This window comes from Photobacterium sp. 1_MG-2023, assembly GCF_030547945.1.
Lineage (GTDB): Bacteria > Pseudomonadota > Gammaproteobacteria > Enterobacterales > Vibrionaceae > Photobacterium.
Map to the genome: position 1 here is coordinate 125,620 of NZ_JAUORR010000005.1, position 21,530 is coordinate 147,149.

The window sequence follows — 21,530 nt, forward strand, 5'->3', positions numbered from 1 at the left end:
GGGGAAACTCAACTTTTGCTTTGGGATGAAGACAGTGTATCCGTCGATGCCGGAAGCCGCTATTGCTGCATGCGACGGAGAATTGCGCAGGATCAAGGTAAGTGGTAAAAGTGCGGCAGATGCGCAGGGCGATCTGAAAGTGAAGAAGCCGGCTGAGAAGGTTCGACCGGCTTATCTGTGACGCTGAGTTACTTTTCTTCGAATCGCTTCGCCAGCGCTTCAAAGTCATCAACCTTCGCACTCAGGCCATTGCTGGATGCTTCAACTTGCAGTAGCTCTTTAAAGTTCTGCTCTGACGCGGCAGCAATGGAATGGATATGCTGACGGGTTTGATCCGTGAGTAATTCCTGATCAGTGGCAGCCTGAGCCATCTTTCGGATGAGCTGACTCATTTCATTCATGTTGTTTTCCATGCGCTTCAGGCTTTCTGAACCTTCTGCCGCAATGGATACACATGCGTTGGTCTGATCGCGGTTGTGTTCAATTACAGAGCGCCATTCGCCAATGGTTTCCAGCATGTGCTCAATGCTGTGCTGGATTTGCTCGGTCGCGGTTTGCGTGCGTGAGGACAAGGCACGAACCTCATCAGCAACCACGGCAAAGCCCCGGCCGTGTTCTCCCGCTCTGGCTGCTTCTATGGCTGCATTGAGCGCCAGCAGGTTCGTTTGATCTGCAATGCCACGAATCTCGTCCATCACAGTGCTGACTTTTGCTGCTTCATCGCTCAGCTGAACTGTTGCTGATGTTGCCTGCTCTGCCTGTGAGGACAGGGCCTGCAGGTTTTGCTGCGTGGCATCCAGTTGTTCGCGGGTTTGATCGCTGAAGCCCTGTGTATTTTGCAGGAGATGCTCTGATTGTTCCGCATGCTGACTGACATGCTGCGCAGAACCTGTCATATCGTCCAGTGCATTGGCAACATTGCGAATATTGTCATTTTGGTGGCGGATGGCTTCATTGACCCGGGTTGCGGTTTCATTCAGGTTCTCCGCCAGGGCATGCAGTGGATGCGCTGCGTCGGTCATCCGGCCCAAGACAGTTCGCATGCGTGCTGAAGCCATTTTCAGATGATAGTCTGCAATCGCATATTGACTGCCACCTGAGTAGATCAATCGGCTGATACTGTCATAATTTTGCCGGAGTTTTCCCAACTGTTGCGGGGTATGAAACAGTTCTTCCCGGAATAGAAATGCCAGAATCAGCAAGGGCAGGAAGGACAGCACTGCACTGACAGATAACCCGCTTTCAATCAAACTGTAGATACCAGGCAGAAGGGTTGCAGCGCCCAGCAAACCGTAACGCACGGAGGAAGGCACAGTGAACTGAAAATTTTGTTTTCCTTCATTGGATCGCAATGCCCGGTAGGCTTGTGAGGCTGTTCTGACCATTTCTGGCGTAGGTTTGACCCGCACGGACTGGTAACCCACGATCTTGCTTTGATCGTAGATTGGTGTCACATAGGCGTCGACCCAGTAATAACCGCCATTTTTGGTTCTATTTTTGACCACACCGCGCCAAGCATGGCCAAGCTTCAGGTGTTTCCACATATCCGCAAATGCGGCTTTGGGCATATCCTGATGGCGGATCACATTGTGTGGTTTACCCAGGAGTTCAGCTTCCTGATAACCGGCAACCTGACAGAAGCAGGGGTTGCAATAGGTAATGTTGCCTTTCAGATCAGTTGTCGACACTAACTGCTCACCTGCAGGAAATGTCACTTCACCGTCCTTCGTGGTATGAATGGAGATAGCAGACACGTATAACCCTTGTTTTAATAATATTTTTTTATCCGATGAATAAGAGCATAGATGCATCAGCTTTTTCAATAGGAGAAATTCGAAATATTCTATAGCCGCACAAAAAATAATGGATAAAGAGGGACAGTTTGAGAGCAGATCTCAGAAATTTGAGATGAATCAGTTTCATCGTTTCATCATAGGGCAGACACATTTCTACATGGTTAAGGTTCAGTCGAATCTTAACTATATTTATATTGATAAGAATCGTGATGATATTGATGAGGGGGTCACTATGGTTCTGTCTGAATGTCGTGAAATGTATCAGAAGCACTCCTTGGTCGAAGCGCGTCTTGTGCACGACTTTCTGAGTGCTGGCTGGAGCGTGAATTTTAAAGATCAGGACGGAAATGATTTTCCACTCACGGATATCTATGGCATTCCCTGCTGTTATGATTCGCTGAAACAGGCCGAGGATATGGTGCATGAAGTAGGGAACTGTCCGATTAAGGTCGACAGTTTGTTCTATTTCGCTGAACGCTAGTTTGCTCGAAGTAACCGCGCATTTACAGTGCCTGTCCCGGTATAGGAGCGGGAGCGGTGTCTGTCCCTGTTAGGGGGTCGCTAATTTTGGGTTGGCGTCGTGGTTCGACCACTCTCTTCTTGTCTGAAATAGAACGATCGTGCTTTACTGTGTGCACTATTTTTAAGGACGCGTCATGAGTAAAGGCCGCATTACCCGAGAGCATATTTTGACAACCGCCTTTGATCTGGCCAGTAAAGACGGGCTGGACAGCCTGACGATCGGTCAGTTAGCTAAAGCGTCGGGGATGTCGAAAAGCGGGCTTTTTGCGCATTTCAACTCGAAAGAGAATCTGCAGGTTTCAGTCCTTTGCTATGCAGGTGAATACTTTGCGCTTCGTGTGATTCAACCGGCCCGGATACAGGGCTTTGAGTCAGTTGAACAAAAATTGCGGCATTTGTTAGATCGCTGGCTGGACTGGAATCATTCCTTTCAGGGGCGATGTATGTTTATTGATGCCTGGAAAGAAGGGCGCAGCACGGATGATCCGGTGCAGCAGGAATTGGACATCCTGACGCGTCGGTGGATGGACTATTTGTGCCGGCAGGTCGAAAAGGGGAAAGCGTCGGGTGAATTTCAAACCGATTTAGATGCCTGGCAGGCCGTTTTTCAACTGTATGGCGCATATCTGAGCAGCCAGCTTTTTCATTCTCTCGGTCTGGAAGATGAAAGTAATTCGCGGTTCTGGCAGGAAGCTGAAATCATTCTGGCGCGTTGGCGGATGTCATACCAATCTCAGTAAATCACGGGTCATCCTAGCTTGTTCAAATGTTTGATAACCGCGTTAGATTTTTTGATTGGTATAACCTCAATTTTTTAAACCACCAAAAAAGCACGACCGTTCTTTTTTGGTGAGGAGATGATAATGAGCAGCAAAATTTATTTCAGTGCAACAGGTGGCGTACAAGTGAAACGTCGTGCAATGAATCTGGCAACCCGGATTTATCACCGTGTTGCCCCTTCTCATGCCTTGAAAACAGCCCGGAATCTGTTACTGACGCCTGAGAAGCTCGCGTCGCAGAATCCGCTACCGGAAGGCATGCAGACTGCCAGCATTGCCAGTCCGGAAGGTCAGTTGAAAACCTATCGTTTGGGATCGGGGCCGGTGTGGTTACTTGGCCATGGCTGGTCGGGTTCTGCCAGTCAGTTTTTTCCGTTGATGGAACATATGGCGGCTGCCGGATTTACTGCGGTGGCATTTGACAACCCGGCTCACGGAGAGAGTGAGGGGCAGCATGGCCATTTGCCTGGCTTTGTGAAAGGTCTGGAAGCCGTTCTGGATGCAGAAGCAGAAGAGGTTCAGGGTATGATTGCTCACAGCATGGGATGCACCATGGTCCTTGAAAGTCAGCACCCAAAGCTGGTGGGTAAGCCACTGCTGCTCATTGCTCCGATTTTGAACTACAAAGAAAATTTGTACCGTGTTGTTGAAGTGTCCGGATTCTCGAAGCGCTTGTTTCGTGATGTGGTCGGAGAGGTTGAGCAGCGTTATCAGTATCCAATCGACGCAGTGGACAGTCATGCACGGCTGGGACGCCATCAGGCCAATGTGTTGATTGTGCATGATGTCAGCGACAGGTTTGCCCAAATTGAACAATCCCGCCATGCGAAAGCCTTGAATCACGTTGAATTGCGGGAAACTGAAGGATTAGGGCATAGCCGGATTCTGAAAAGTGAGGCTGTCCGTGCTGCGTTCACGGCTATCAGTCAGCGCTCATATCCGGCAGGCATCAGCTGGGTTTCGCTGCAATCGCCGCAGACTCGCTGCTAAGAGAGGCCACCTCGGCATCCAGGGTCGCAATGTGATTCAGCATCATCTGGTGACAATGATCTGCCAGTGCTCTGGCATCCTGCATTGTGAGTTCGGATGTCTCAATGGGATTCAAATATTCAGCGATCACGATGCCGTTGTCTTTATGGTTCAGGTTGATCTGATTGTGTGTACTGCTGACGACCATCGGCACAATCGGTACACCTGCTTCAATGGCCATTCGGAATGCGCCGGATTTAAAAGGAAGTAAGCCGCGACCTTTGCTGCGGGTCCCTTCGGGATACATCCAGACGGAAAGATTACGATTGAGAATCGCACTGGCCACCTGCTGGATGGTATCTCTAGCTTTGACTTTGTTTTCGCGGTCCAGCAGGATATTTCCGGTGATCCAGTACAGTGGGCCAAAGAACGGAATCCAGAGTAAGCTTTTCTTGCCAATAGAGACAGTTCTTGGCCGGACCATGCCCGGGGAAGTGACAAAATCGAATACACTCTGGTGATTGGAGATATAAACGGCGTTGCCGATACCGGTGAGCTTCTCTGAACCGCGCTCAATAATCTGAACATTGACGATTTTTCTCAGCACCTTAAACCACTGACTGAAAAAATAAACGTGCTTTGGGTCTCTCGGGCTGAACAGGCAGTAAATCAGCGCGAACAGACAGGTAAACATGATAAATCCGGCTGCCAGAACCAGGCGAATAAAAGCAAGCACATCAACTCCTTGATCTTTTCTTAACTGCTTTTCTTAGCGTAATCCAGTCTTGGGAATTAGCAAAAGAGGTCAGATGAGTAATCCGAAACACCTCACACTTTTATGAACTTAAATGGCTGAAAGTAAAGGCAATATTTGCCTTTCTTATTGGTGGTTCAATCAATGAAAGGAAACCGGAAAGTGAGCCGTTTGCAAGAATTGCTTTAAGATTGAGCAGGCAGCCCGCCTGAGGATGCATCCCGGCAAGGCTTCATGCATAATCACTTCTTTGTGGTAATTTTTTGCGTAGAGGTTGAAATGGGGGGAACAGAGCTGTATTCACACGGTCGCTCGTGGCACCAGCAATTCCCATTATTGCCTCTGTGTCTTGTCATGATTCTGGCGGGTTGCAGCACAACATCAGAGCGATCCGATACAACAGAGACTGCTGCCCCTTTAGTGACTTCGCAACCTGATGTACCGCTAAATATCGCACGCACACCCCCGACACCAGGGTTTCTGGACGTCTATCAGAGCTGGAAAGGGACGCCTTATCGTCTGGGGGGCACAAGCCGCCGTGGGATTGACTGTTCTGCGTTTGTTCAGCTCACTTATTCAAAGGTTTATCAGCGCATGCTGCCAAGAACCACGGCAGAGCAGTCCCGGTTGGGCAAAGCGGTGCCATTGACTATGGCAAAGAAAGGCGATCTGGTGTTCTTCCGCACCGGCAGAACGATGCGGCATGTCGGTGTTTATCTGGGGAATAACGAATTCCTGCATGCGTCCACTTCTCAGGGCGTCGTGGTCTCCAGCCTGGATACGCCATACTGGCAACGGGTTTTTTGGCAGGTCCGGCGCATTCAATCTCCTCTCTGATTTTCTCTGGCACAAATTCGCAAAATGCACCGACTCCTTTCATACTTGGGAGGAAGGCAACAGCCCTCAGGACTGGGATATCCGGGAGGTGACCTATGGCGATGGCAATGACAGTCGGGCAATTTCTTAACAGCCATCATGTGGATTTCAGCCTGACACACCACAGACACACAGACACAGCGTTCAGTTCAGCGATCTCGGCACATGTGCCAACATCACAGGTTGCAAAAGCTGTATTGCTGAAAGATCAGCGGGATGATTACCTGATGGCGGTCGTGCCTGCGAACCGAAGAGTGATGATCGATAAGATCAACCGAATCATGGGGAAACAGTATTTTCTGGTGGGTGAGCATGAATTGTCTCAGCTCTTTCAGGACTGTGAACCCGGGGCGATTCCTTCACTCGGGCAGGCTTACCAGATCAACATGCTGGTGGATGATCTACTGCTGGAGCAAGACGAGCTCTATATTGAATCAGGTGACCATGAGAATCTGATTCATCTTGATAATAAGCAGTTTCACAGAGTTATGCGGGACATTCCGCACCGTAATATTTCCGGCTACCGGATGCTGTTTACTCAGGAACATGAAGGACGTCACTGGGAGTGGGAATAGCCCAGACGTGTGTTCGGAGTCGTTTTCAGACGGTTCCTTTCCAGGAACCGTCTGATTATTAATTGATGCAGCTCAGCATGAAATTAATAATCGGATCCGTCTCCGTTTCAAGCGACAGTGCTTTTGGTAGGTACTGTGGCGGCATCAGAATTTCCCGCTCGATCAGTTCATCCAGCAACGGCTTGAACTCAAACCCAGTTTTACCGATGAACAATGAAGTCAGGTCGGTTTCCTTATGCAGCCTCAGCGCATCTTTCAGGCCACGCAGGTACAGGTAATCTTTTGTGAAACCACCGCCCCGATAGGCACGGGTTGTAATGGTGAAAGCTGTATCATTGGACAGCCCGTAATCGAACTTCAGTGTATTGAATGTCTCATTGAAGCTTCGCTTGTTCACCATCATGTCAACCGCGACCACGCGCAGCGCCAGTGTTTTCAGCCGGTGCAGCGGGAAATTTCCGGACAAATGTTCACACAGGATGGCTAGACCTTCCTGCGTGTGGGTATTCCCCGGCAGGCCAAGTTGCAGCACTTTCAGGGGCTGTGCTTCCGCATTCACACTGGTTACCATATGAACGCCCATTTCATGATGTATCAGCGCGTACAGGTCCGTGGGTGAAAAGCGACTGTTCAGGTTCACTTTCACGGTTGTACCACTGACCATGGCACGTGCAATCAGTTTGGTGGTGCCTTGAATTTTACAGCGAAAGCCATAGTCATCGGCGGCTTCATGAAATGCTGCAATTGCTTCTTCAGCACTGATGCTGGACTGTTCAGGCTCAGCATAATCACGCGCGTGCAGAATGAAATTAGCATTGGCAATGTCGCTTTCATCCGGGCGTCCGTAATAACGCAGTGAGTTATATAAAAACTCTTCATGGCCCAGGCTCGTCAGCAGATCAATCCGCACAGCCAGTTGATCAATCACTTTCCGGTACATTGCCTGAATACCGGCGTCGCGAATTTCTTCGACCGGCAGGCGATAGAGCTGTTCCCTGAATTTGTAAGGGTCGAGATCTAACTGCCGATAGGTGAACTTCGGTTGGTACGCATCTCGATTATGCAGAAAACGACGTTTTTCCTGCTTCAGGTTGATTGGATTGATGTAGCTGAGGGTATTCAGGCCGCGGGCAAATTTATACAGCTGGCGATCCAACTGAATCACTTCCTTTGGCATTTTTGAATCCAGCACATGGGCTTTCTGACGACGCCTGATGGCAGGTTGCTTCATGTGTGCTTCCATCACATAGGCAGCATGTCCGGTCAGTGCATCTTTCAGCTCAGTTTTCAGTTGCTCAATCACTAAAGGATAACTTTCACCACCGCTCTCATTCATATACACCTTCTTGATCTCAATCGGTAAGATCAGGGTGCGGGAGAAATGATCACGGATGAAAGTGGCCTGATATCCCATACCCTGAAACACAAGGTTTTCTCCGGCAGTCACCGCAATGTTTGGCAGGGTAATCTGTCCCAGACGTGTGAGCAGATCATTGATTTCGGTATGCCATCCTTTGCGATCAACTTGTGCCGTTCCTAAATTAAACGTCGGACACGGTGTTGTAATGCGTTCATGATTGTATGAGTGTATGTCATACACAACACAGTAGCCGAACTTGCGCTCAAGTGACGTGACCAGCGCACGAAAAATTCGGTAGTAACAAGCATGTTTTGCCTGTGATAGCTGCTTTTCAGCGTCTGTCAGCACGGCATGCCAGACGTCTTTTCCCCACGCCTGGCTGTAAATACAATGCTCCGGAGCCCGGTTCAGATCGTACTCATAGCGGGAATCTTCGCCTTGAAGAACAATCGGCATTGAAGAGATGAACTCACCGGTATACGGATCTTCCTCAAAGTATCTTTCTTCTTCTGAAAGGTGGCATTTCGCCACCAGTTCAGGACGCAGACGACCCCCATGATGGATGGCCGTCGCGACAAAAGGCTGATACTCGGAAATGCGAATCGTCAGGCTACCATCCGCGAGCTGAGCTTCAAAAGGGATCTGATGCTGGATAAGCGCCAGCACCTCATGCTCAGCTAGTTGCTGCATCTTCAATCACCTGTCTGAACTTGTTCTTCCGCGCAATGCTGACGTCTTTGGCTTTGACCACACTTTCAACGAAGTCGATCACTTCACGCTGCAGTTTGGTTCGGTTCAGACGGTTGATTCGTGTAATACCGCCAGGACTCAGCACATTCACTTCAACCAGTTTGCCGTTAATGACATCCAAACCCACGAAATACAGGCCGTCACGGACCAGTTTCGGGCCAATATGACGGCACAGGCGCAGTTCCTGCTTGGTTAGGGTGTGTTTGACTTCCTGACCGCCGGCATGGATGTTTGAGCGAACATCGTCTTTGGCCGGCACACGCTTCATGGCACCAATCGGCTCACCATTGAGCATCATGATCCGCACATCGCCTTTTTCAGCGCCTTCAATGTAATCTTGCAAAATCACGTAGTTGTGATCGTCGCCGATGTAGAAGTCCAGCAGTGAACGGACGCTGGATTTTGCGCTTTTCTCGACTAAGATCACGCCCTTACCGCCGTAGCCGTTGAGTGGCTTCATGATCATGCGGTCGTTCGGGTTTTCTTCCAGCACGCGCTCCAGATACTCGCGGTTTTTCGACACGTGCGTGACCGGGATAAACTCGCGGTTTGGATCGGGCAGGGATGCGGTATACAGCTTGTTGTTTGCAACACGCAGACCGTCAATGTCATTGAAAATGAAAGTGTCGTCCCGTACTGAATCCAGGAAGTTCAGGGCCATGGTATCCAGTGGTGGGTTGGCGCGCATAATAATGGCATCAAATCCAGCCAGCGGCAGTTCAGCTTTACGAAACTCTGCCTTACGGTAGAAGCTTGGGATGTTGTTTGAGACGTCGGTTTTTTTCAGCACGCGGCAAAAACCAATCGCCATGCTGTCACGCATCGTCAGGTTGCTTGGGGTCGTCAGGGCAACCGTATGACCACGGCTGGCAACTTCATGAATCAAACGCAGGGTTGAGTCTGTTTCAGGCTCAACTTTGCTCCAAGGGTACATCACGAAACAAATTTTCATTTCAATAAACCATTGTATTGCCCTGTTTCATGGGGCAAAAAAGAAAAGAGCCATGCGCGGTGAGGCGAATGGCTCGGTAAAGCGTGTTGCTATGGCGATAATCGAGTGATTACTTAGTAATCAATGTCATCATCGCTACCGCCATCATCGCTGTCTTCTTCAAAATTGTTTGCAGAAGCTTTGCGAGGAGAGTTACACAAGGTGTAGCTACGTATCTTGGTTGAAGTCTGTTTCAGGTACTTCGTCCAGCATTTTGCGAAGTCTGAAGCAATTTCCTGCTGTCCGGTAATTTCAGCAAAAAATTGCTCTTCTTCTGGTGTTTCAGGGTGAAGTAGTCCTTCTTGAATACCACGCATGGTACGCCCGTAACTTTCCAGGATTGTGGCTTCGCCCACTGTGAAGACACCCGAGCGGTTAAAGCCGCGTGGGAAATTTTTATCGTCGTAAAATTTGCCTACACTTCTCATCTGATCACCTGCCATGTGAGATTTGCGCTGATATTCTTTCAGGTTTGTTGAGTTGTAAATCAAAGCTTTTTCGTCGTGACGATAAAACTTTTTGATGATAAGAATGGGAAGCACAGTGTAGTATCGCCATGAGTCCCATTCCTATTTATATACGAGTTATCTTGTGGACACAGAACTACTGAAAACTTTTCTAGAAGTCACAAAAACAAGGCACTTTGGCCGGGCTGCAGACAATCTGTACCTGACCCAATCTGCGGTGAGTTTCAGAATCCGTCAGCTGGAATCCCAGCTGGGGAATGCGTTGTTCTCTCGTCAGCGGGGGAATGTTCACCTGACTGCCGCGGGTGAGCGGCTGCAGCCTTATGCAGAAGCCATTTTGCAGACCTGGAGCCGGGCAAGGCAGGATGTTGCTTTATCTGATTCCTGCAATAACCAGATCACCCTTGGCGCGACAGCACTTGTCTGGGAGTTCGATGGCATGTCTGACTGGGTCAGCCGCATTTATGGTGCGATCCCGGATCTGGCATTGCGATTAGAGACTTTGTCCCGGCAAGGTTTGTCTAAACAGATCCTGAATAAAAGCATTGATGTGGTGATCACCAGTGAGCCGCCGAAGATCGAGAATCTGATCGTGCATGAGGTTCGCTCCTATCAGCTGCAGCTTGTTTGCCATTTGGCGGAAAGCAGTATGGCAGATATTAAAGAGTTGCCTTTGGTGTATCTGGACTGGGGAACTCGCTTTGCTGTTGAACACAGTCGGATCAATGAGCTGCAAAAGACTCCGATTTTGCACAGCCATTCCAGCAAGATGGCGCTGGAGCATTTACTACAAAACGGTGGTGTTGGTTATCTCCCGTCTCCGGTGATTGCGCATCCTGTAGAAGCAGGTGAAATCCATGTGGTGAAAAATGCACCTGTCATGGAGCAGACGTTGTACCTGGTCTGGCGGGAAGATAATGAAAAGATCGAGTTGCTGGACAAGTTGCTGGACGTGGCTTTCACCGAGATCAGTGAGCGGGTTTAGTGATATTTTATTGGGCATTATTTTTTGTCGTGATGATAAAAATATCTTGTTGTACAGGACTTCAGGCTTTGGATTAGTCTCGCAGCTGGAAGGGGGCGGTTCATAAAATGTTGTTTTGCAGTGTCGGCTATGCACTGCGACTGAACTGACCGTCTGACCATGCCACGAAGCATTTGTGTTTTTTTGATTTGTTACCCTATGCTTAGTGATGAAAGTCAGCCAATCGTGGCTAACTCAACATTTTTCAATGTTTTTATCTGGTTGTGTGTCAGGAAACAAGCATGGCAAAGTTAGATGAGAAGTTCCGCAAGGGGTCGAAGTCCAAGTTCAAGAGTGATTTTGAAGAAGACTTTTTTGATTACAATGAGCAGGCGCGGAAGAAAAAACGCCGACCAACGCGCCAGCGTCAGGACAGCGGTGAGTACATGGATTTCGACTACGAATAAGTTCTGATTTTTTTGATCACATAGCCTGCCAGCATGGCCTCAGTAATGAGCCATCTGGCCACCCAGACACGAGAAGCGCACCGAAAGGTGCGCTTTGTTGTTTCAGGGCCTGATACTTTTGCTGATATTCAGGCTTGAGGGTCAAGCAGCAAGGCGGGCAGTTCATCCAGTTGCCGGACCATATAGCTGGGTTGAATCCCTTCCGGTACATCGAGGCCATGCTGATTGAGCCAGCAGGTATCCATTCCGGCTTTCATTCCCCCTAAAATATCTGAATGCGGGTTATCGCCCACCATCAGGACTTTTTCCCGATCGGGGTGACCCATTTGATCCATGGCGTAATCGAAGATGACCGGGGAAGGTTTGGCAGCGCCCACCTGCTCGGAAATAATCAGTGAGGAGAAATAATGGGCGACACCAGTTCGTTCTAAACGAACGTCCTGCAGTTCCGTAAAACCGTTGGTAATAATGCCCATTTTGGTATGAGGGCTGAGTTGTTCCAGCATGTCAGCCACACCCGGCAACAGCGCGCAGGTATCTGCCATGGCTTCGAGAAATGCGCTGTTCAGCGCTGCGGTGGTCACACCCAGCTCAGACGCCCAGAATTCAAAGCGTTTGTGTTTCAACTGTTCTGCGTTGATATCGCCATTTTGGTAGTCAACCCAAAGCGGTTGGTTCAGGCGCTGATATTCTGAAAAATGGGCCTGACTAAAGTCGACCTCAAAGCGGGAAAACATCAGTTTGAGGCCACTGTAAGCATCAAAGTGAAAAAGTGTTTCGTCGGCATCAAAAAGAATCCACTGATATTTCATATACTAAGCCTTTGACATTGCAGAGGCCACATCTTACTCCTTTCAGATTCAGACAACAAAAAGAAAACCCAAATGATCCGGAAACAGTGTGTTGACTTCAGGTGAACGATGCCAAAAATCAACCATTTAAGCTGGTAGCTGATCATTCGACAGGACCATTGGCTCGTTGTAGAGCTTGATCACCAGCGTCAGGGTTTCATTGCGAATGTCTTCCCGGATCGTATCAATGGCGTAGAACTGACCTGATCTGTTTCGTAATGATTTGCGAATCAGTTGGGCAATGCTGTCGTCAATATCGCCTTTGACTTCAATGGTTTCGACAAGCTGAAAATTGCCATAGTTTGCTTCCTCGGGAGAAAGCAGTTCCGGATTGGCCAATACGGCGCAGGAAGAGAGGAGAAGCGTGGCACTGAATACAATTCGCTTGAACATGGTGAATCCGACATTGAAAGATGAATATTGCTGATAACGGCAACTGTGCCATAGCTGCCGTCCCTAATGTCAGTTTTCTGTTAACTTGGATAAATCAGTGTAATTTTTTTGAACCTCATTCAACCATGGTTTCCTGGTGCATGTGGGCCCCACGGAGCATGGCGTGGATCAGCTCATTAGCCTCAAATTTGGTCAGGGCTTCATGGGCGCCAACCTGATGTGCCTGAGAGACACTGATTTCGCTGGAAAGCGACGTATGCAGAATGATGTAAGTGCCCTTGAGTTTGGGGCTGTTCTGAATTTCAAAGGCCAGTTCATAGCCATCCAATCCCGGCATTTCGATGTCACTGACCAGTATTTCAAACGGCTGGCCTGCATCTGCGGCCTGATTGAGCATCCGGAGCGCATCTGTTCCTGTCGTCGCAATGTGATAGGGAATACTGACACTATCCATCGCCTGACAGAGCTGGCGACGGGCAACGGCTGAATCATCAACCAGCAGGATTTTTAACGGACGTAATGTTTCGCGCTGAACATCTGTCAGGACAGGGTGCAGGCTTTCAGGAGAATCAGGAAACACTTTAGATAACAACAACTCAATATCTAGTAACTGAACCAATTGGTTCTCAATGTTTGTCACACCGGTGACAAAAATATTTCTGCCAAGCGATGGGGGCGGCGCATCAATGTTATGCCAGTTACACTCGGTAATTTTATTGATACCGCGGACCAGAAAGCCCACCAGTCGCCGGCGACAGTCTGTGATGATGATGTAGCATTGTTTCAGCTCTTCCTGCGTCAGCGCCGGATAACCAATGGCCTTCGCCATATCAACCACGGGCAAAGTGTCACCACGCAAGCTGGCTGCACCTAAGACCGTTGGGTGGGATTGAGGGATGGCTGTTAAAGGGGTGTACGGCACAATTTCTTTCACTTTCAGTGTGCCGATAGCAAAAAGTTGTCGGGTGTTCAGCCTGAACAGTAGCATTCCCTGTGATTGATTGGTTGCGGTTTTGAGCATTTCAGCTTCCCTTTTCCACCAGTCGAGTTGCCTCCAGAAATCATGGAGTACAAAAATTGATACCCAAATCATCTCGTCATGGTCCGGCAAGTTTGAGTTGCCGCTCATGTCATCATCCAGTGTTATCTTTCCGGGGGAGCAAATGAACATCTTTCTTTCATCGTCCACAGAGAAGCAAGAAGGATGTTCATTTTCCGATCGATCATTCAGAAACGGATCACCAGACGCTGAATCTTGGTTGTGAGATCACTTGGGTATCACCTGATTATAGTAGTCTGTCTGCCGTGCAAAAGGAATTCATCGTATTGATTTTATTCTTAGTACTTGAACTTTGAGACTGCTCCAGAAATTCATTTAATCCTGAACGTGTCAAACCTGTCTCCGACGACGCCGGAGTCGGATGAATCCAGCTATATTTATAGTCATCAGTTCAAAGACAGGGGACGTGAATACTGATGATATGAATATCAGGGAATAGATTTGGCGTAGCAGACGAAGATAGGTACGGTTATGGAATTACGGAATCGATCTGGCGATATCGCCCACATGGCAGACAACCTGACATTGAAAGAAATTGTCGATATGGGTTTCTCGATCGACTTATGCGATGAGAATTACGACCCAAATGAGCATTGGACGATTCGGCAACCTCGTCAAAGAAAAGAAGGTGAGTACCCCTCAGACAGTTAAATCTCAGCCAGAGCAGCCCGCTCTGGCTCCCCCAACAAATGCATCATCTCTGGCAGATAAACAATGCCTTGAGTGGCATACCCTGCCCGGCATATTCATGTTATTTTGTGTGCATATCATTGTATCGAAAGACGTGTTTTAACGGATTGAATGTGAAGGACATGGTGTCAGCCAACAGACGATTTATCTGCTACCAGCCCAATCCAGCGGCTGAATTGAATTTGCTGTGCTTCCCTTTTGCAGGAGGAAGTGCAAGCGTGTTTCATCCCTGGGCTGCCAGATTACCTGCGCACGTTCAGATGTTTGCTTATCAGCCCCCTGGGCGGGCGCAACGTTTAAGTGAGCCTCGCTGCATTAGTATGTCTGCTTATATCGAAGATATCTGGCAAGGGCTGTGTGAGATTCCGGATAAGCCCATGCTCCTCTTCGGGCACAGTATGGGGTCTTTCGTGGCGTATGAAGTCATTCGCAAGCTGCAGCAGTCGGGCAGGAGATTGCCGGTAAAAGCCGTGTTTTCTGCCGCAAAATCTCCCTGGAAAAATCATCGGACTCGTTTCCTCAGCCAGCTTGCCGATGATGATTTTATCAGCGCACTGAAATCAAAAGGTGGCTTTCCGGCCGAAGTTCTCGATCATTATGAACTGATGGCAATGTGTACGCCTTTTGTGAAATCAGACTATCACATTGCGGAATCCTATCAGTGTCCGGATGGACAGCAACAGCCGATGCCAGTTCCGGCTATTGTTGTTGGGGGGGCCGATGATGACATCACACAAGATGAATTGTCCGACTGGCAGTCTGTGTTTTCAACACCGCCAGTCCTGCATACTTTTCCCGGTGGACATTTCTTTATCAGCGATGAAAGCATACAGGATGAGTTAATTCGTCTGATTCTAAGCTGAGATGGCTGATTATGGCGTGAGCCAGCCTGCAACGGTCTGAACCGGCACAAAACTGTTTTCCCGGGTCAGCCACGCGGCGACTGCATCGGCATTGGCCGGGATACGGGCGGGCGAAAATGACCAGCGGTTTTCGGATGCAGATTGAGCGGAGTCAAGGACCACGTGGTTGTATGTCAATATTTTTCCTGCATTTTCTCCCTGAAGGATCGGCGTGGTTTCATCCATGGCCATTAAAACAAAATGTGCGACAAATCTGCCTTCACCGGCATAATCCAGGGTGAATGCTTGATTCTCGTATGTCAGTGTTAACGCTTTTGCCGCAGTTGAGTTTTGTTCAGGTAAGCGCTGATGGCTGAAAAATCCGCGCCATTCTTTGCCATCAACCACAAACCCCGGTGTGTAAACCGAGCTCAGCACGTCATATTGATGATAAAGACGTTGTTTCAGACTGAAAGCCGGATTCGAAAAAGCGTCTTTCCAGCCCAGATAATCCCAGTAATCAACGTGGTATGCGACAGGGATGATGGTTTCCCAGAGCGAATACGTCTCACCCAGTTGACGGGTGAATCTGTCTGCGGGCGGGCAGCTGGAACAGCCCTGCGAGGTAAACAATTCAATCACTTGCGCTGGTGGTCCCTCATGCTGCCAGACTTGCGCCTGAGCCAGCGGACAAATACACAACAACCAGAAACCATCACTGAATCTTGAATTCATCACCTTACTCCTGTTTTCGATTCCTGAGGTATAAGACCAGAGCATGTCCCAGAGTCTTTCAATGGATGTGGCTCATGAATCAACTGATGGCTAGTCATCCTCCTTTCTAATTTTCAGTGGACAGGTGTTGTTTTAAGCCAGTAAGTGATTTGTTGCTCTAATTGAGGTTGCATTCAGTTGCAATGTAGATAATAAATATCCAGTGCAAATACCATAAATAAAAATATCAGGGACAGGAATATGTTCATCAGGAAACAGATATCCATTCGATTGGGACTCACTTTAACTGCGTCATTCATACTATCGGCATGCGGTGGTGGCAGCGAAAACGCTCACAGCGCTTTACCTGCAGCATTTAATTTGACTCAAGTGACCGCCGAGCAGGAAGGCGCTGGCCAGGTCAGCTTTATATGGCAGGCTTCAGCAGGTGCGAATCGATACAAGATTTGTGTGTTAGATCAGGACAACAGTTGTAAAGTGATCGGCGAAACGACAAATCAGGAACGTATCCTGACCATTCAAAACAGCGATGCACTGGCACAACCTCAATATTTTATTCGTGCTGAAAATTCAGCCGGTTTTACCGACTCGAATCAATTATCTCTGTCTGTCACGGAATTAACGAAAGCGGCCAGTGTCTTTGTGCCCGACGCTGATCAACTCAAGTCAATTTTTGCTGCCAATGTCAGCATGAGTGCTGATGGTAAAACGGTTGCGGTGGCTGCACCTTTTGAGGCCAAAGGTCCCGGATTTTTCGAGAATGATGCTGGGGCTGTTTATATTTATCAGAGAGATCAGGCTGGATACTGGACGAGTCAGGCAAAGATTACCGCCAGTAACCAAGATGGTTTTGACTGGTTTGGTATTGGAATCAGTTTATCTGATGATGGTAAAACACTCGTCGTGGGGGCGAGCGGTGAGCAGTCAACGCAGGTAGACCAACCCGACAGGAATGATAATGATGCTGTTGGCGCGGCTTATATCTTCGAAGCTGATGACAAAGGGAAATGGCAGGAAACGGCCTATTTAAAAAGCAGTTCCAGTCTCGATGTGTTTGATTTATTTGGCGGACAGGTTGAAATCAGTGGTGATGGCCAAACATTGGCCATTGCTGCAATCGGGCATGATGCCTTGTCAGCGGACGATCCCTTGGATAATTCGCGGAGTAATTCAGGTGGCGTTTACATTTTTCAACGGGCTGCTGACCGGCAATGGGCGCAAAAACAATTTCTGAAAGCCACCGTTCCGGAGGGGGATGCGGGCTTTGGTTATACACTTGCCATGGATTATACCGGCTCCCACCTTGCTGTTGGCATGCCTTATTCTCATCCCACCTACAGGTACGGGCAAGTCTATCTCTATCGTAAGAATGAAACGGGTTTATGGCAGTCTCAGGGAGCTTTGTCCGGTGTCAACCGTCCTGTGGCAGAGTTTGGTTCCGAAATAGATATGGATAGCCGGGGTGAGACGCTGGCGATCTCGATGCCAGGTATGAATGGTTCTGCGACAGGTGTGGTACGAATCTATCGTAGAGCCTCACAGAATGTATGGGAGCTCAGTGAGGAAATACATGATCCTGAGTTGAATATGTACAGCGATTTTGCACAGCGGGGGTTGAGTTTAAGTCAGGATGGACAGGTGATTGCGATTGGTGCGACTGCAACAGAAGTTGCTGACCCGCTCAATCCGAATCAACAATTGTCAAAAGCCGGTGCTGCCTTTATTTTTCGTTTAGATGAACAGCAAGCATGGCAGCAATCTGTCATCCTTCATGCAAAAGAAAGTAAAAGTGATGCTTATTATGGCCATGCGATTGATTTGAGTGAGGATGGGCGGGCTTTAGTGATTGGAGCGAGTGGTATAAATCTCAGAAGTCCTCTGAGTCTCCAGGTCAATGATAACCTGAATAGCAGTGTTGTGATTTATTAAGTCTGTTCTTGTTTGTCTTGGAATAAACTAATCTGCATTTTATGGCTTCATCGAGATGACGGATTAGTTGAGATTTACTCTTGATAGGGTAAATCTCAGTTTTTTTGAGCCAGCGGACAGACACATCAGCCATAAACAATCGCTGGAATGAAGGGACACCGTCTAACGCCTGTTGTTTGAATATCTGTTGTTTATGAACATAGCAAGACTTGTGAAATATTCTTCTGAGTCGATGAGGGAAATTTTAGAGGAATTTCAAGCGGATTATATGTCGGCGGTCGATCAGGTTGGGAATCAGTTGCGTCAAGACATTGATGAGAATGTGAGAGATAAAATATTCGAAGGGATTGTGAAATCCATGAGAAGGTTAACCCTCAATCCAGCATAAAAAGAAACCGAAACGTCTTGATTGCAATGAAAACGTGGTTCAGTTATTGTCTTCAGCATGCATATGACTCAACATCACTCTATTTCATCATCAATTCGTTGGTGGCGCTCCTGAAGGAGCGGCACTGAATTTTTACGTTCATTTGCCGCCGGAAATGGCAGCCAATGGACGGTTTATCCCTGATCTGATGTTTTCTTTGGTTGCCGTGAATCGGTTTAATTCAAGGAAATATCACATGAAAGAACGCATTCTCACGGGCGACAGGCCCACCGGACCACTGCATTTAGGGCACTATGTCGGTTCACTTCAGCAGCGGGTTCAACTTCAGCAGACGTACGACCAAACCATCTTAGTCGCGGATTTACAGGCGCTGACTGATAACGGACAGAACCCCAAAAAGATCTCAGAGAATATTCTCAATGTCGTTGCTGACTACTTAGCAGTCGGGATTGATCCGACCCAGACGACGATATGCTTACAGTCTGCGTTGCCCGCTTTATCTGAACTCACCCTGTATTACTCGAATCTGGTGTCTATTGCCAGGCTGGAACGAAATCCAACGGTGAAACATGAAATCCATTATCGGGGGTTTGGCAGAACCATCCCGGCAGGATTTTTAACTTATCCTATCAGCCAGGCAGCAGACATTACCGCATTCAGAGCAACTCAGGTTCCGGTGGGCGATGATCAACTTCCCATGATAGAGCAGACGAATGAAATTGTGCGCCGCTTGAATAGCATTGTTGGAGCTCCCGTCCTGTGTGAATGTCAGGCCATGCTCAGCCACTTTCCAAGACTTCCGGGCATTGATGGTCGAGCGAAAATGTCGAAATCCATGGGAACTGCGATCACATTGGGTGCCACGGAAGACCAGATTCGCGCTGCTGTGAAAGCGATGTATACCGATCCCAATCATTTGCGAATCACGGATCCGGGCCAGATTGAAGGGAATGTGGTGTTTACCTATTTGGATGCTTTTCATCCGGATGCTGGTTTTGTCGAGGAATTAAAAACGCATTATCGCCGGGGCGGATTGGGTGATGGTCAAACCAAAAAGATTCTGGAAGATTGTCTGCAATCCTTACTGGCACCCATCAGGGCAGAAAGACAAAGACTAATGCAGGATAAAGCCATGCTGATTGAGGTGTTGCGGCAGGGTACAGAGCAAGCAAATGAAGTGAGCCAGCGAGTTTTGCTGGATGTAAAGCGTGCGTTGGGACTTCCTGTATTCTGAAAGAAAAAATCCGGCTGTGTTTGTCACAGCCGGATTTATCAAGACTCAGGTTTTGTTATTTACGAACCCCTTCGATATGGAGTTCCATATCGGCATAACTGGAAGTTCCCATCACCTGAATTCCGAAATCAGCCAGTTCAAGGCGGGTTGTTCCCATAAAGCCAGCACGGTAGCCGCCCCAAGGATCTTTACCCGCGCCAACAAATTCAGCGTCGATTGTGATGGGTTTGGTTTGGCCGTGCAGCGTCAGATCACCATCAATCGCCAGTTGACCATTGCCTTTATCGGTTACTTTGGTGCTGGTGAAAGTGGCTTTCGGATATTTGCTGACTTCCAGGAAATCTTCACTGCGAACGTGCTTGTCGCGGTCTGCATGGTTTGAATCGAAGCTGGTGGTATCAACGTTCACTGTCACTTTCGACGCCGCGATGTTTTCAGGATCGTAGCTGAAAGTACCATCAAAAGTATTGAAACGCGCTTTAATAAAGCTGTAGCCTAAGTGGCTGATTTTCAGGTTGACAGATGCGTGGGCACCTTTGTTGTCGATCATATAATCAGCTGCGTTCGCAAACCCAGGAACCATCAGGGCTGCAGCCAGACTGAAAGCGGTCAGATGCTTTTTCATTTTTCCTTAACTCCCAACATTTTCTTCAAAGTATTGTCTTTATTGATGAAGTGGTGTTTCAATGCTGCTACTGCATGAAGGACTGCAAGTCCAATCAGGCCGTAAGCAATATATTCGTGAATTTCTCCGGCAATATCAGATTGATCCGGGAAAAGTTCCCCCATAGAGGGCACGGTCAGCCAGTTGAACACATCAATGCCACGGCCGTCAGAGGTTGAAATCAGATAACCACTGATAAACAGACCAAACATCAGCAGATAAATGACTGAATGTGCCAGTTTGGCCGACAGTTTTTCCCAGGCCGCACCTTCAATGTCAGGTTGCTTTCTGATGCACTTCCAGACAAGGCGAAACAGGGTTGCCGCCAAGAGGCAAAGACCCACGGATTTATGCCAGTGCGGGGCAGTGGTATACCAGGCGGAGTAATAATTGAGATCGACCATCCACACACCAACAGCGAAGAGTCCAATGACGACAAGGGCACTCAGCCAATGCAGTAAAATTGAAACCCAATCGTAATGAGTGACTGCTTTTTTCATGTATACCTGAATCCGGAATAAAAACTATTTCCCTATTCTAGTGGCAAATATTTCAAAAATCAGTGGATTAAGTTGAATAAGCTCTTCGAAGAATTTGAACAACATCGAAAGAACACAGTGAGTACAGGCAGATCTTGAGAAAAATGGCTGAATAAATAAGGTAACAAAACATTTCAGCCCTCTGTCCGTGAGGGCTGGTGAGCATTTTCTTGCTTTCTTTTGAATGACTTATCGCTGAATGTCATTCTGATGCCGCCAATCCATCATTGTCCACTCCTGCATTTGTGCATGCAAGGCGAGCGTTGGATCCGGGTTGACAGCAAACGGATGTTCAACAGCCTGGAGTAAAGGCAAATCGTTGATGGAATCTGTATAACAGTAAAGGCTGCTGAATGAGGTCTGTTGTGTCTGTAACCAGTCTTCCAGTCGCGTCACTTTTCCTTCACGATAGCTCAGCACGCCCGTGGTGCTTCCTGTATATATCCCGTTGATTGATTCAAGCTTGATCGCAAGTGAGTCATCGACCCCCAGGTGTTCTGCAATGGGCTTGACCAGATGCTCGCCCGTCGCAGAAATAATGATCACGCGATCGCCTCGCTTTTTATGCCACGCAATCCGCTCGATCGCATCCGGATAAATGGCGGGCTCAATACGGGTTTCCACAAATTCAGCAATGAGCGGAGCCAGATCGTTGATTGCTTTCCCTGCAATAGGCGCGAGCGTCGCAGCCATGTAAGCTTGCATGTCCATGCTGCCTTTGGCGTAATCTTTCATCAGCGCCCGTTCTTGCGCGATCAGACGCTCATCGGCCAACCCTTTTTCGACAATGAAACTGACCCACAGCGAAGCTGAGTCGGCAGCAATCAGTGTTTCATCTAAATCGAAGATGGCAAGGTTCGGTAATTTTGTGATGGGTTGAATGTTGGATAACAACGTGTCTGTCCTTTTCTTCACTTTTCTTCAGATTTAAGGGC

Annotated in this window: 24 protein-coding genes; 12 read left to right on the forward strand and 12 right to left on the reverse strand. The window is 48.3% G+C overall.

Annotated elements, in window-relative coordinates; all coding sequences use genetic code 11:
• Positions 1 to 25: 25 nt before the first annotated feature.
• Positions 26 to 181, forward strand: coding sequence for a hypothetical protein (locus Q4579_RS06815; RefSeq protein ID WP_303562720.1), 156 nt, complete (start codon positions 26 to 28; stop codon positions 179 to 181).
• A 7-nt stretch (positions 182 to 188) separates the two neighbouring features.
• Here the strand turns inward: Q4579_RS06815 and Q4579_RS06820 are convergent, their stop codons facing one another.
• A complete protein-coding gene (locus tag Q4579_RS06820) occupies positions 189 to 1,811 on the reverse strand; it encodes a PAS domain-containing methyl-accepting chemotaxis protein (protein ID WP_303562721.1) in 1,623 nt (540 codons plus the stop codon).
• A gap of 97 nt (positions 1,812 to 1,908) precedes the next feature.
• On the opposite strand from Q4579_RS06820, the gene Q4579_RS06825 reads away from it, so the two are divergent.
• From Q4579_RS06825 to Q4579_RS06835, 3 genes are all read left to right on the forward strand, one after another.
• On the forward strand, positions 1,909 to 2,277 hold the full coding sequence (locus Q4579_RS06825; protein WP_303562723.1) for a hypothetical protein: 369 nt from the start codon (positions 1,909 to 1,911) through the stop codon (positions 2,275 to 2,277).
• Between the two features lie 175 nt (positions 2,278 to 2,452).
• Positions 2,453 to 3,058 (forward strand): TetR/AcrR family transcriptional regulator, encoded by a 606-nt coding sequence (locus Q4579_RS06830; protein WP_303562725.1) that lies wholly within the window; start codon positions 2,453 to 2,455, stop codon positions 3,056 to 3,058.
• Positions 3,059 to 3,181: 123 nt separating this feature from the next.
• Positions 3,182 to 4,087, forward strand: coding sequence for an alpha/beta hydrolase (locus Q4579_RS06835; protein ID WP_303562727.1), 906 nt, complete (start codon positions 3,182 to 3,184; stop codon positions 4,085 to 4,087).
• On the opposite strand, the gene Q4579_RS06840 is transcribed toward Q4579_RS06835, so the two are convergent.
• Entirely contained in the window at positions 4,047 to 4,802 is a 756-nt protein-coding gene (locus Q4579_RS06840) for a 1-acylglycerol-3-phosphate O-acyltransferase (protein ID WP_303562728.1), read from the reverse strand. The two genes, Q4579_RS06835 and Q4579_RS06840, sit on opposite strands and share 41 nt — an antisense overlap.
• Before the next feature lie 372 nt (positions 4,803 to 5,174).
• Here Q4579_RS06840 and Q4579_RS06845 point away from each other — a divergent pair, with 372 nt between their 5' ends.
• Positions 5,175 to 5,657 carry an NlpC/P60 family protein gene (locus Q4579_RS06845; protein ID WP_303562890.1) on the forward strand — a complete coding sequence of 161 codons (483 nt, stop codon included), beginning with the start codon at positions 5,175 to 5,177 and terminating at the stop codon, positions 5,655 to 5,657.
• Positions 5,658 to 5,752: 95 nt separating this feature from the next.
• Positions 5,753 to 6,271 (forward strand): aminoacyl-tRNA deacylase, encoded by a 519-nt coding sequence (locus Q4579_RS06850; protein ID WP_303562731.1) that lies wholly within the window; start codon positions 5,753 to 5,755, stop codon positions 6,269 to 6,271.
• Between the two features lie 58 nt (positions 6,272 to 6,329).
• On the opposite strand, the gene Q4579_RS06855 is transcribed toward Q4579_RS06850, so the two are convergent.
• From Q4579_RS06855 to maoP, 3 genes are all read right to left on the reverse strand, one after another.
• Positions 6,330 to 8,321, reverse strand: a complete 1,992-nt coding sequence (locus Q4579_RS06855; RefSeq protein ID WP_303562732.1) for a flavohemoglobin expression-modulating QEGLA motif protein — start codon at positions 8,319 to 8,321, stop codon at positions 6,330 to 6,332.
• On the reverse strand, positions 8,305 to 9,333 hold the full coding sequence (gene gshB / locus Q4579_RS06860) for a glutathione synthase (protein ID WP_211650325.1): 1,029 nt from the start codon (positions 9,331 to 9,333) through the stop codon (positions 8,305 to 8,307). The genes Q4579_RS06855 and gshB overlap by 17 nt, the downstream gene beginning before the upstream one ends.
• A 113-nt stretch (positions 9,334 to 9,446) precedes the next feature.
• Positions 9,447 to 9,914, reverse strand: a complete 468-nt coding sequence (gene maoP / locus Q4579_RS06865; RefSeq protein ID WP_303562736.1) for a DUF413 domain-containing protein — start codon at positions 9,912 to 9,914, stop codon at positions 9,447 to 9,449.
• Positions 9,915 to 9,963: 49 nt separating this feature from the next.
• On the opposite strand from maoP, the gene hdfR reads away from it, so the two are divergent.
• Both hdfR and Q4579_RS06875 read left to right on the forward strand, forming a co-directional pair.
• Positions 9,964 to 10,824 carry an HTH-type transcriptional regulator HdfR gene (gene hdfR, locus Q4579_RS06870; RefSeq protein WP_211650323.1) on the forward strand — a complete coding sequence of 287 codons (861 nt, stop codon included), beginning with the start codon at positions 9,964 to 9,966 and terminating at the stop codon, positions 10,822 to 10,824.
• Between the two features lie 281 nt (positions 10,825 to 11,105).
• On the forward strand, positions 11,106 to 11,270 hold the full coding sequence (locus tag Q4579_RS06875; RefSeq protein ID WP_303562739.1) for a hypothetical protein: 165 nt from the start codon (positions 11,106 to 11,108) through the stop codon (positions 11,268 to 11,270).
• Positions 11,271 to 11,398: 128 nt separating this feature from the next.
• Here the strand turns inward: Q4579_RS06875 and yjjG are convergent, their stop codons facing one another.
• From yjjG to Q4579_RS06890, 3 genes are all read right to left on the reverse strand, one after another.
• Positions 11,399 to 12,082 (reverse strand): pyrimidine 5'-nucleotidase, encoded by a 684-nt coding sequence (yjjG, locus tag Q4579_RS06880; RefSeq protein WP_303562740.1) that lies wholly within the window; start codon positions 12,080 to 12,082, stop codon positions 11,399 to 11,401.
• Positions 12,083 to 12,208: 126 nt separating this feature from the next.
• Entirely contained in the window at positions 12,209 to 12,514 is a 306-nt protein-coding gene (locus tag Q4579_RS06885; RefSeq protein WP_303562741.1) for a hypothetical protein, read from the reverse strand.
• A 115-nt stretch (positions 12,515 to 12,629) separates the two neighbouring features.
• Positions 12,630 to 13,535, reverse strand: a complete 906-nt coding sequence (locus tag Q4579_RS06890; RefSeq protein WP_303562892.1) for a chemotaxis protein — start codon at positions 13,533 to 13,535, stop codon at positions 12,630 to 12,632.
• Positions 13,536 to 14,045: 510 nt separating this feature from the next.
• Between Q4579_RS06890 and Q4579_RS06895 the strand changes: the two genes are divergently transcribed.
• Positions 14,046 to 14,225, forward strand: a complete 180-nt coding sequence (locus tag Q4579_RS06895; protein WP_211650309.1) for a hypothetical protein — start codon at positions 14,046 to 14,048, stop codon at positions 14,223 to 14,225.
• 161 nt (positions 14,226 to 14,386) lie between these two features.
• A complete protein-coding gene (locus Q4579_RS06900) occupies positions 14,387 to 15,127 on the forward strand; it encodes a thioesterase II family protein (RefSeq protein ID WP_303562743.1) in 741 nt (246 codons plus the stop codon).
• Positions 15,128 to 15,136: 9 nt separating this feature from the next.
• Here the strand turns inward: Q4579_RS06900 and Q4579_RS06905 are convergent, their stop codons facing one another.
• Complete coding sequence (locus Q4579_RS06905) at positions 15,137 to 15,841, reverse strand: DUF1223 domain-containing protein (RefSeq protein ID WP_303562744.1); 705 nt, start codon at positions 15,839 to 15,841, stop codon at positions 15,137 to 15,139.
• Between the two features lie 642 nt (positions 15,842 to 16,483).
• Here Q4579_RS06905 and Q4579_RS06910 point away from each other — a divergent pair.
• Together Q4579_RS06910 and trpS are read left to right on the forward strand one after the other, a co-directional pair.
• Positions 16,484 to 17,770, forward strand: coding sequence for an FG-GAP repeat protein (locus tag Q4579_RS06910; protein ID WP_303562745.1), 1,287 nt, complete (start codon positions 16,484 to 16,486; stop codon positions 17,768 to 17,770).
• A gap of 623 nt (positions 17,771 to 18,393) precedes the next feature.
• Positions 18,394 to 19,392 carry a tryptophan--tRNA ligase gene (gene trpS, locus Q4579_RS06915; protein WP_303562747.1) on the forward strand — a complete coding sequence of 333 codons (999 nt, stop codon included), beginning with the start codon at positions 18,394 to 18,396 and terminating at the stop codon, positions 19,390 to 19,392.
• A 55-nt stretch (positions 19,393 to 19,447) separates the two neighbouring features.
• Here trpS and Q4579_RS06920 read toward each other — a convergent pair whose 3' ends face one another.
• The 3 genes from Q4579_RS06920 to Q4579_RS06930 all read right to left on the reverse strand — a co-directional run bounded on the left by Q4579_RS06920 (position 19,448) and on the right by Q4579_RS06930 (position 21,489).
• Entirely contained in the window at positions 19,448 to 20,017 is a 570-nt protein-coding gene (locus Q4579_RS06920) for a YceI family protein (protein WP_303562749.1), read from the reverse strand.
• Positions 20,014 to 20,556, reverse strand: a complete 543-nt coding sequence (locus tag Q4579_RS06925) for a cytochrome b (RefSeq protein WP_303562750.1) — start codon at positions 20,554 to 20,556, stop codon at positions 20,014 to 20,016. The genes Q4579_RS06920 and Q4579_RS06925 overlap by 4 nt, the downstream gene beginning before the upstream one ends.
• 228 nt (positions 20,557 to 20,784) lie before the next feature.
• Positions 20,785 to 21,489, reverse strand: coding sequence for an HAD family phosphatase (locus Q4579_RS06930; protein WP_303562752.1), 705 nt, complete (start codon positions 21,487 to 21,489; stop codon positions 20,785 to 20,787).
• Between the last annotated feature and the right edge of the window lie 41 nt (positions 21,490 to 21,530).

Bases quoted from the DNA above. Each gene is read 5' to 3' on its own strand.
- gshB (WP_211650325.1), bottom strand. From the start codon at position 9,333: ATGAAAATTTGTTTCGTGATGTACCCTTGGAGCAAAGTTGAGCCTGAA.
- yjjG (WP_303562740.1), bottom strand. From the start codon at position 12,082: ATGAAATATCAGTGGATTCTTTTTGATGCCGACGAAACACTTTTTCAC.
- Q4579_RS06830 (WP_303562725.1), top strand. From the start codon at position 2,453: ATGAGTAAAGGCCGCATTACCCGAGAGCATATTTTGACAACCGCCTTT.
- Q4579_RS06850 (WP_303562731.1), top strand. From the start codon at position 5,753: ATGGCGATGGCAATGACAGTCGGGCAATTTCTTAACAGCCATCATGTG.
- Q4579_RS06920 (WP_303562749.1), bottom strand. From the start codon at position 20,017: ATGAAAAAGCATCTGACCGCTTTCAGTCTGGCTGCAGCCCTGATGGTT.
- Q4579_RS06875 (WP_303562739.1), top strand. From the start codon at position 11,106: ATGGCAAAGTTAGATGAGAAGTTCCGCAAGGGGTCGAAGTCCAAGTTC.
- Q4579_RS06905 (WP_303562744.1), bottom strand. From the start codon at position 15,841: ATGAATTCAAGATTCAGTGATGGTTTCTGGTTGTTGTGTATTTGTCCG.
- Q4579_RS06820 (WP_303562721.1), bottom strand. From the start codon at position 1,811: ATGCATCTATGCTCTTATTCATCGGATAAAAAAATATTATTAAAACAA.
- Q4579_RS06835 (WP_303562727.1), top strand. From the start codon at position 3,182: ATGAGCAGCAAAATTTATTTCAGTGCAACAGGTGGCGTACAAGTGAAA.
- Q4579_RS06900 (WP_303562743.1), top strand. From the start codon at position 14,387: ATGGTGTCAGCCAACAGACGATTTATCTGCTACCAGCCCAATCCAGCG.
- Q4579_RS06925 (WP_303562750.1), bottom strand. From the start codon at position 20,556: ATGAAAAAAGCAGTCACTCATTACGATTGGGTTTCAATTTTACTGCAT.
- Q4579_RS06815 (WP_303562720.1), top strand. From the start codon at position 26: ATGAAGACAGTGTATCCGTCGATGCCGGAAGCCGCTATTGCTGCATGC.
- Q4579_RS06845 (WP_303562890.1), top strand. From the start codon at position 5,175: ATGATTCTGGCGGGTTGCAGCACAACATCAGAGCGATCCGATACAACA.
- Q4579_RS06855 (WP_303562732.1), bottom strand. From the start codon at position 8,321: ATGCAGCAACTAGCTGAGCATGAGGTGCTGGCGCTTATCCAGCATCAG.
- trpS (WP_303562747.1), top strand. From the start codon at position 18,394: ATGAAAGAACGCATTCTCACGGGCGACAGGCCCACCGGACCACTGCAT.
- Q4579_RS06895 (WP_211650309.1), top strand. From the start codon at position 14,046: ATGGAATTACGGAATCGATCTGGCGATATCGCCCACATGGCAGACAAC.
- Q4579_RS06890 (WP_303562892.1), bottom strand. From the start codon at position 13,535: ATGCTCAAAACCGCAACCAATCAATCACAGGGAATGCTACTGTTCAGG.
- Q4579_RS06825 (WP_303562723.1), top strand. From the start codon at position 1,909: ATGAATCAGTTTCATCGTTTCATCATAGGGCAGACACATTTCTACATG.
- Q4579_RS06885 (WP_303562741.1), bottom strand. From the start codon at position 12,514: ATGTTCAAGCGAATTGTATTCAGTGCCACGCTTCTCCTCTCTTCCTGC.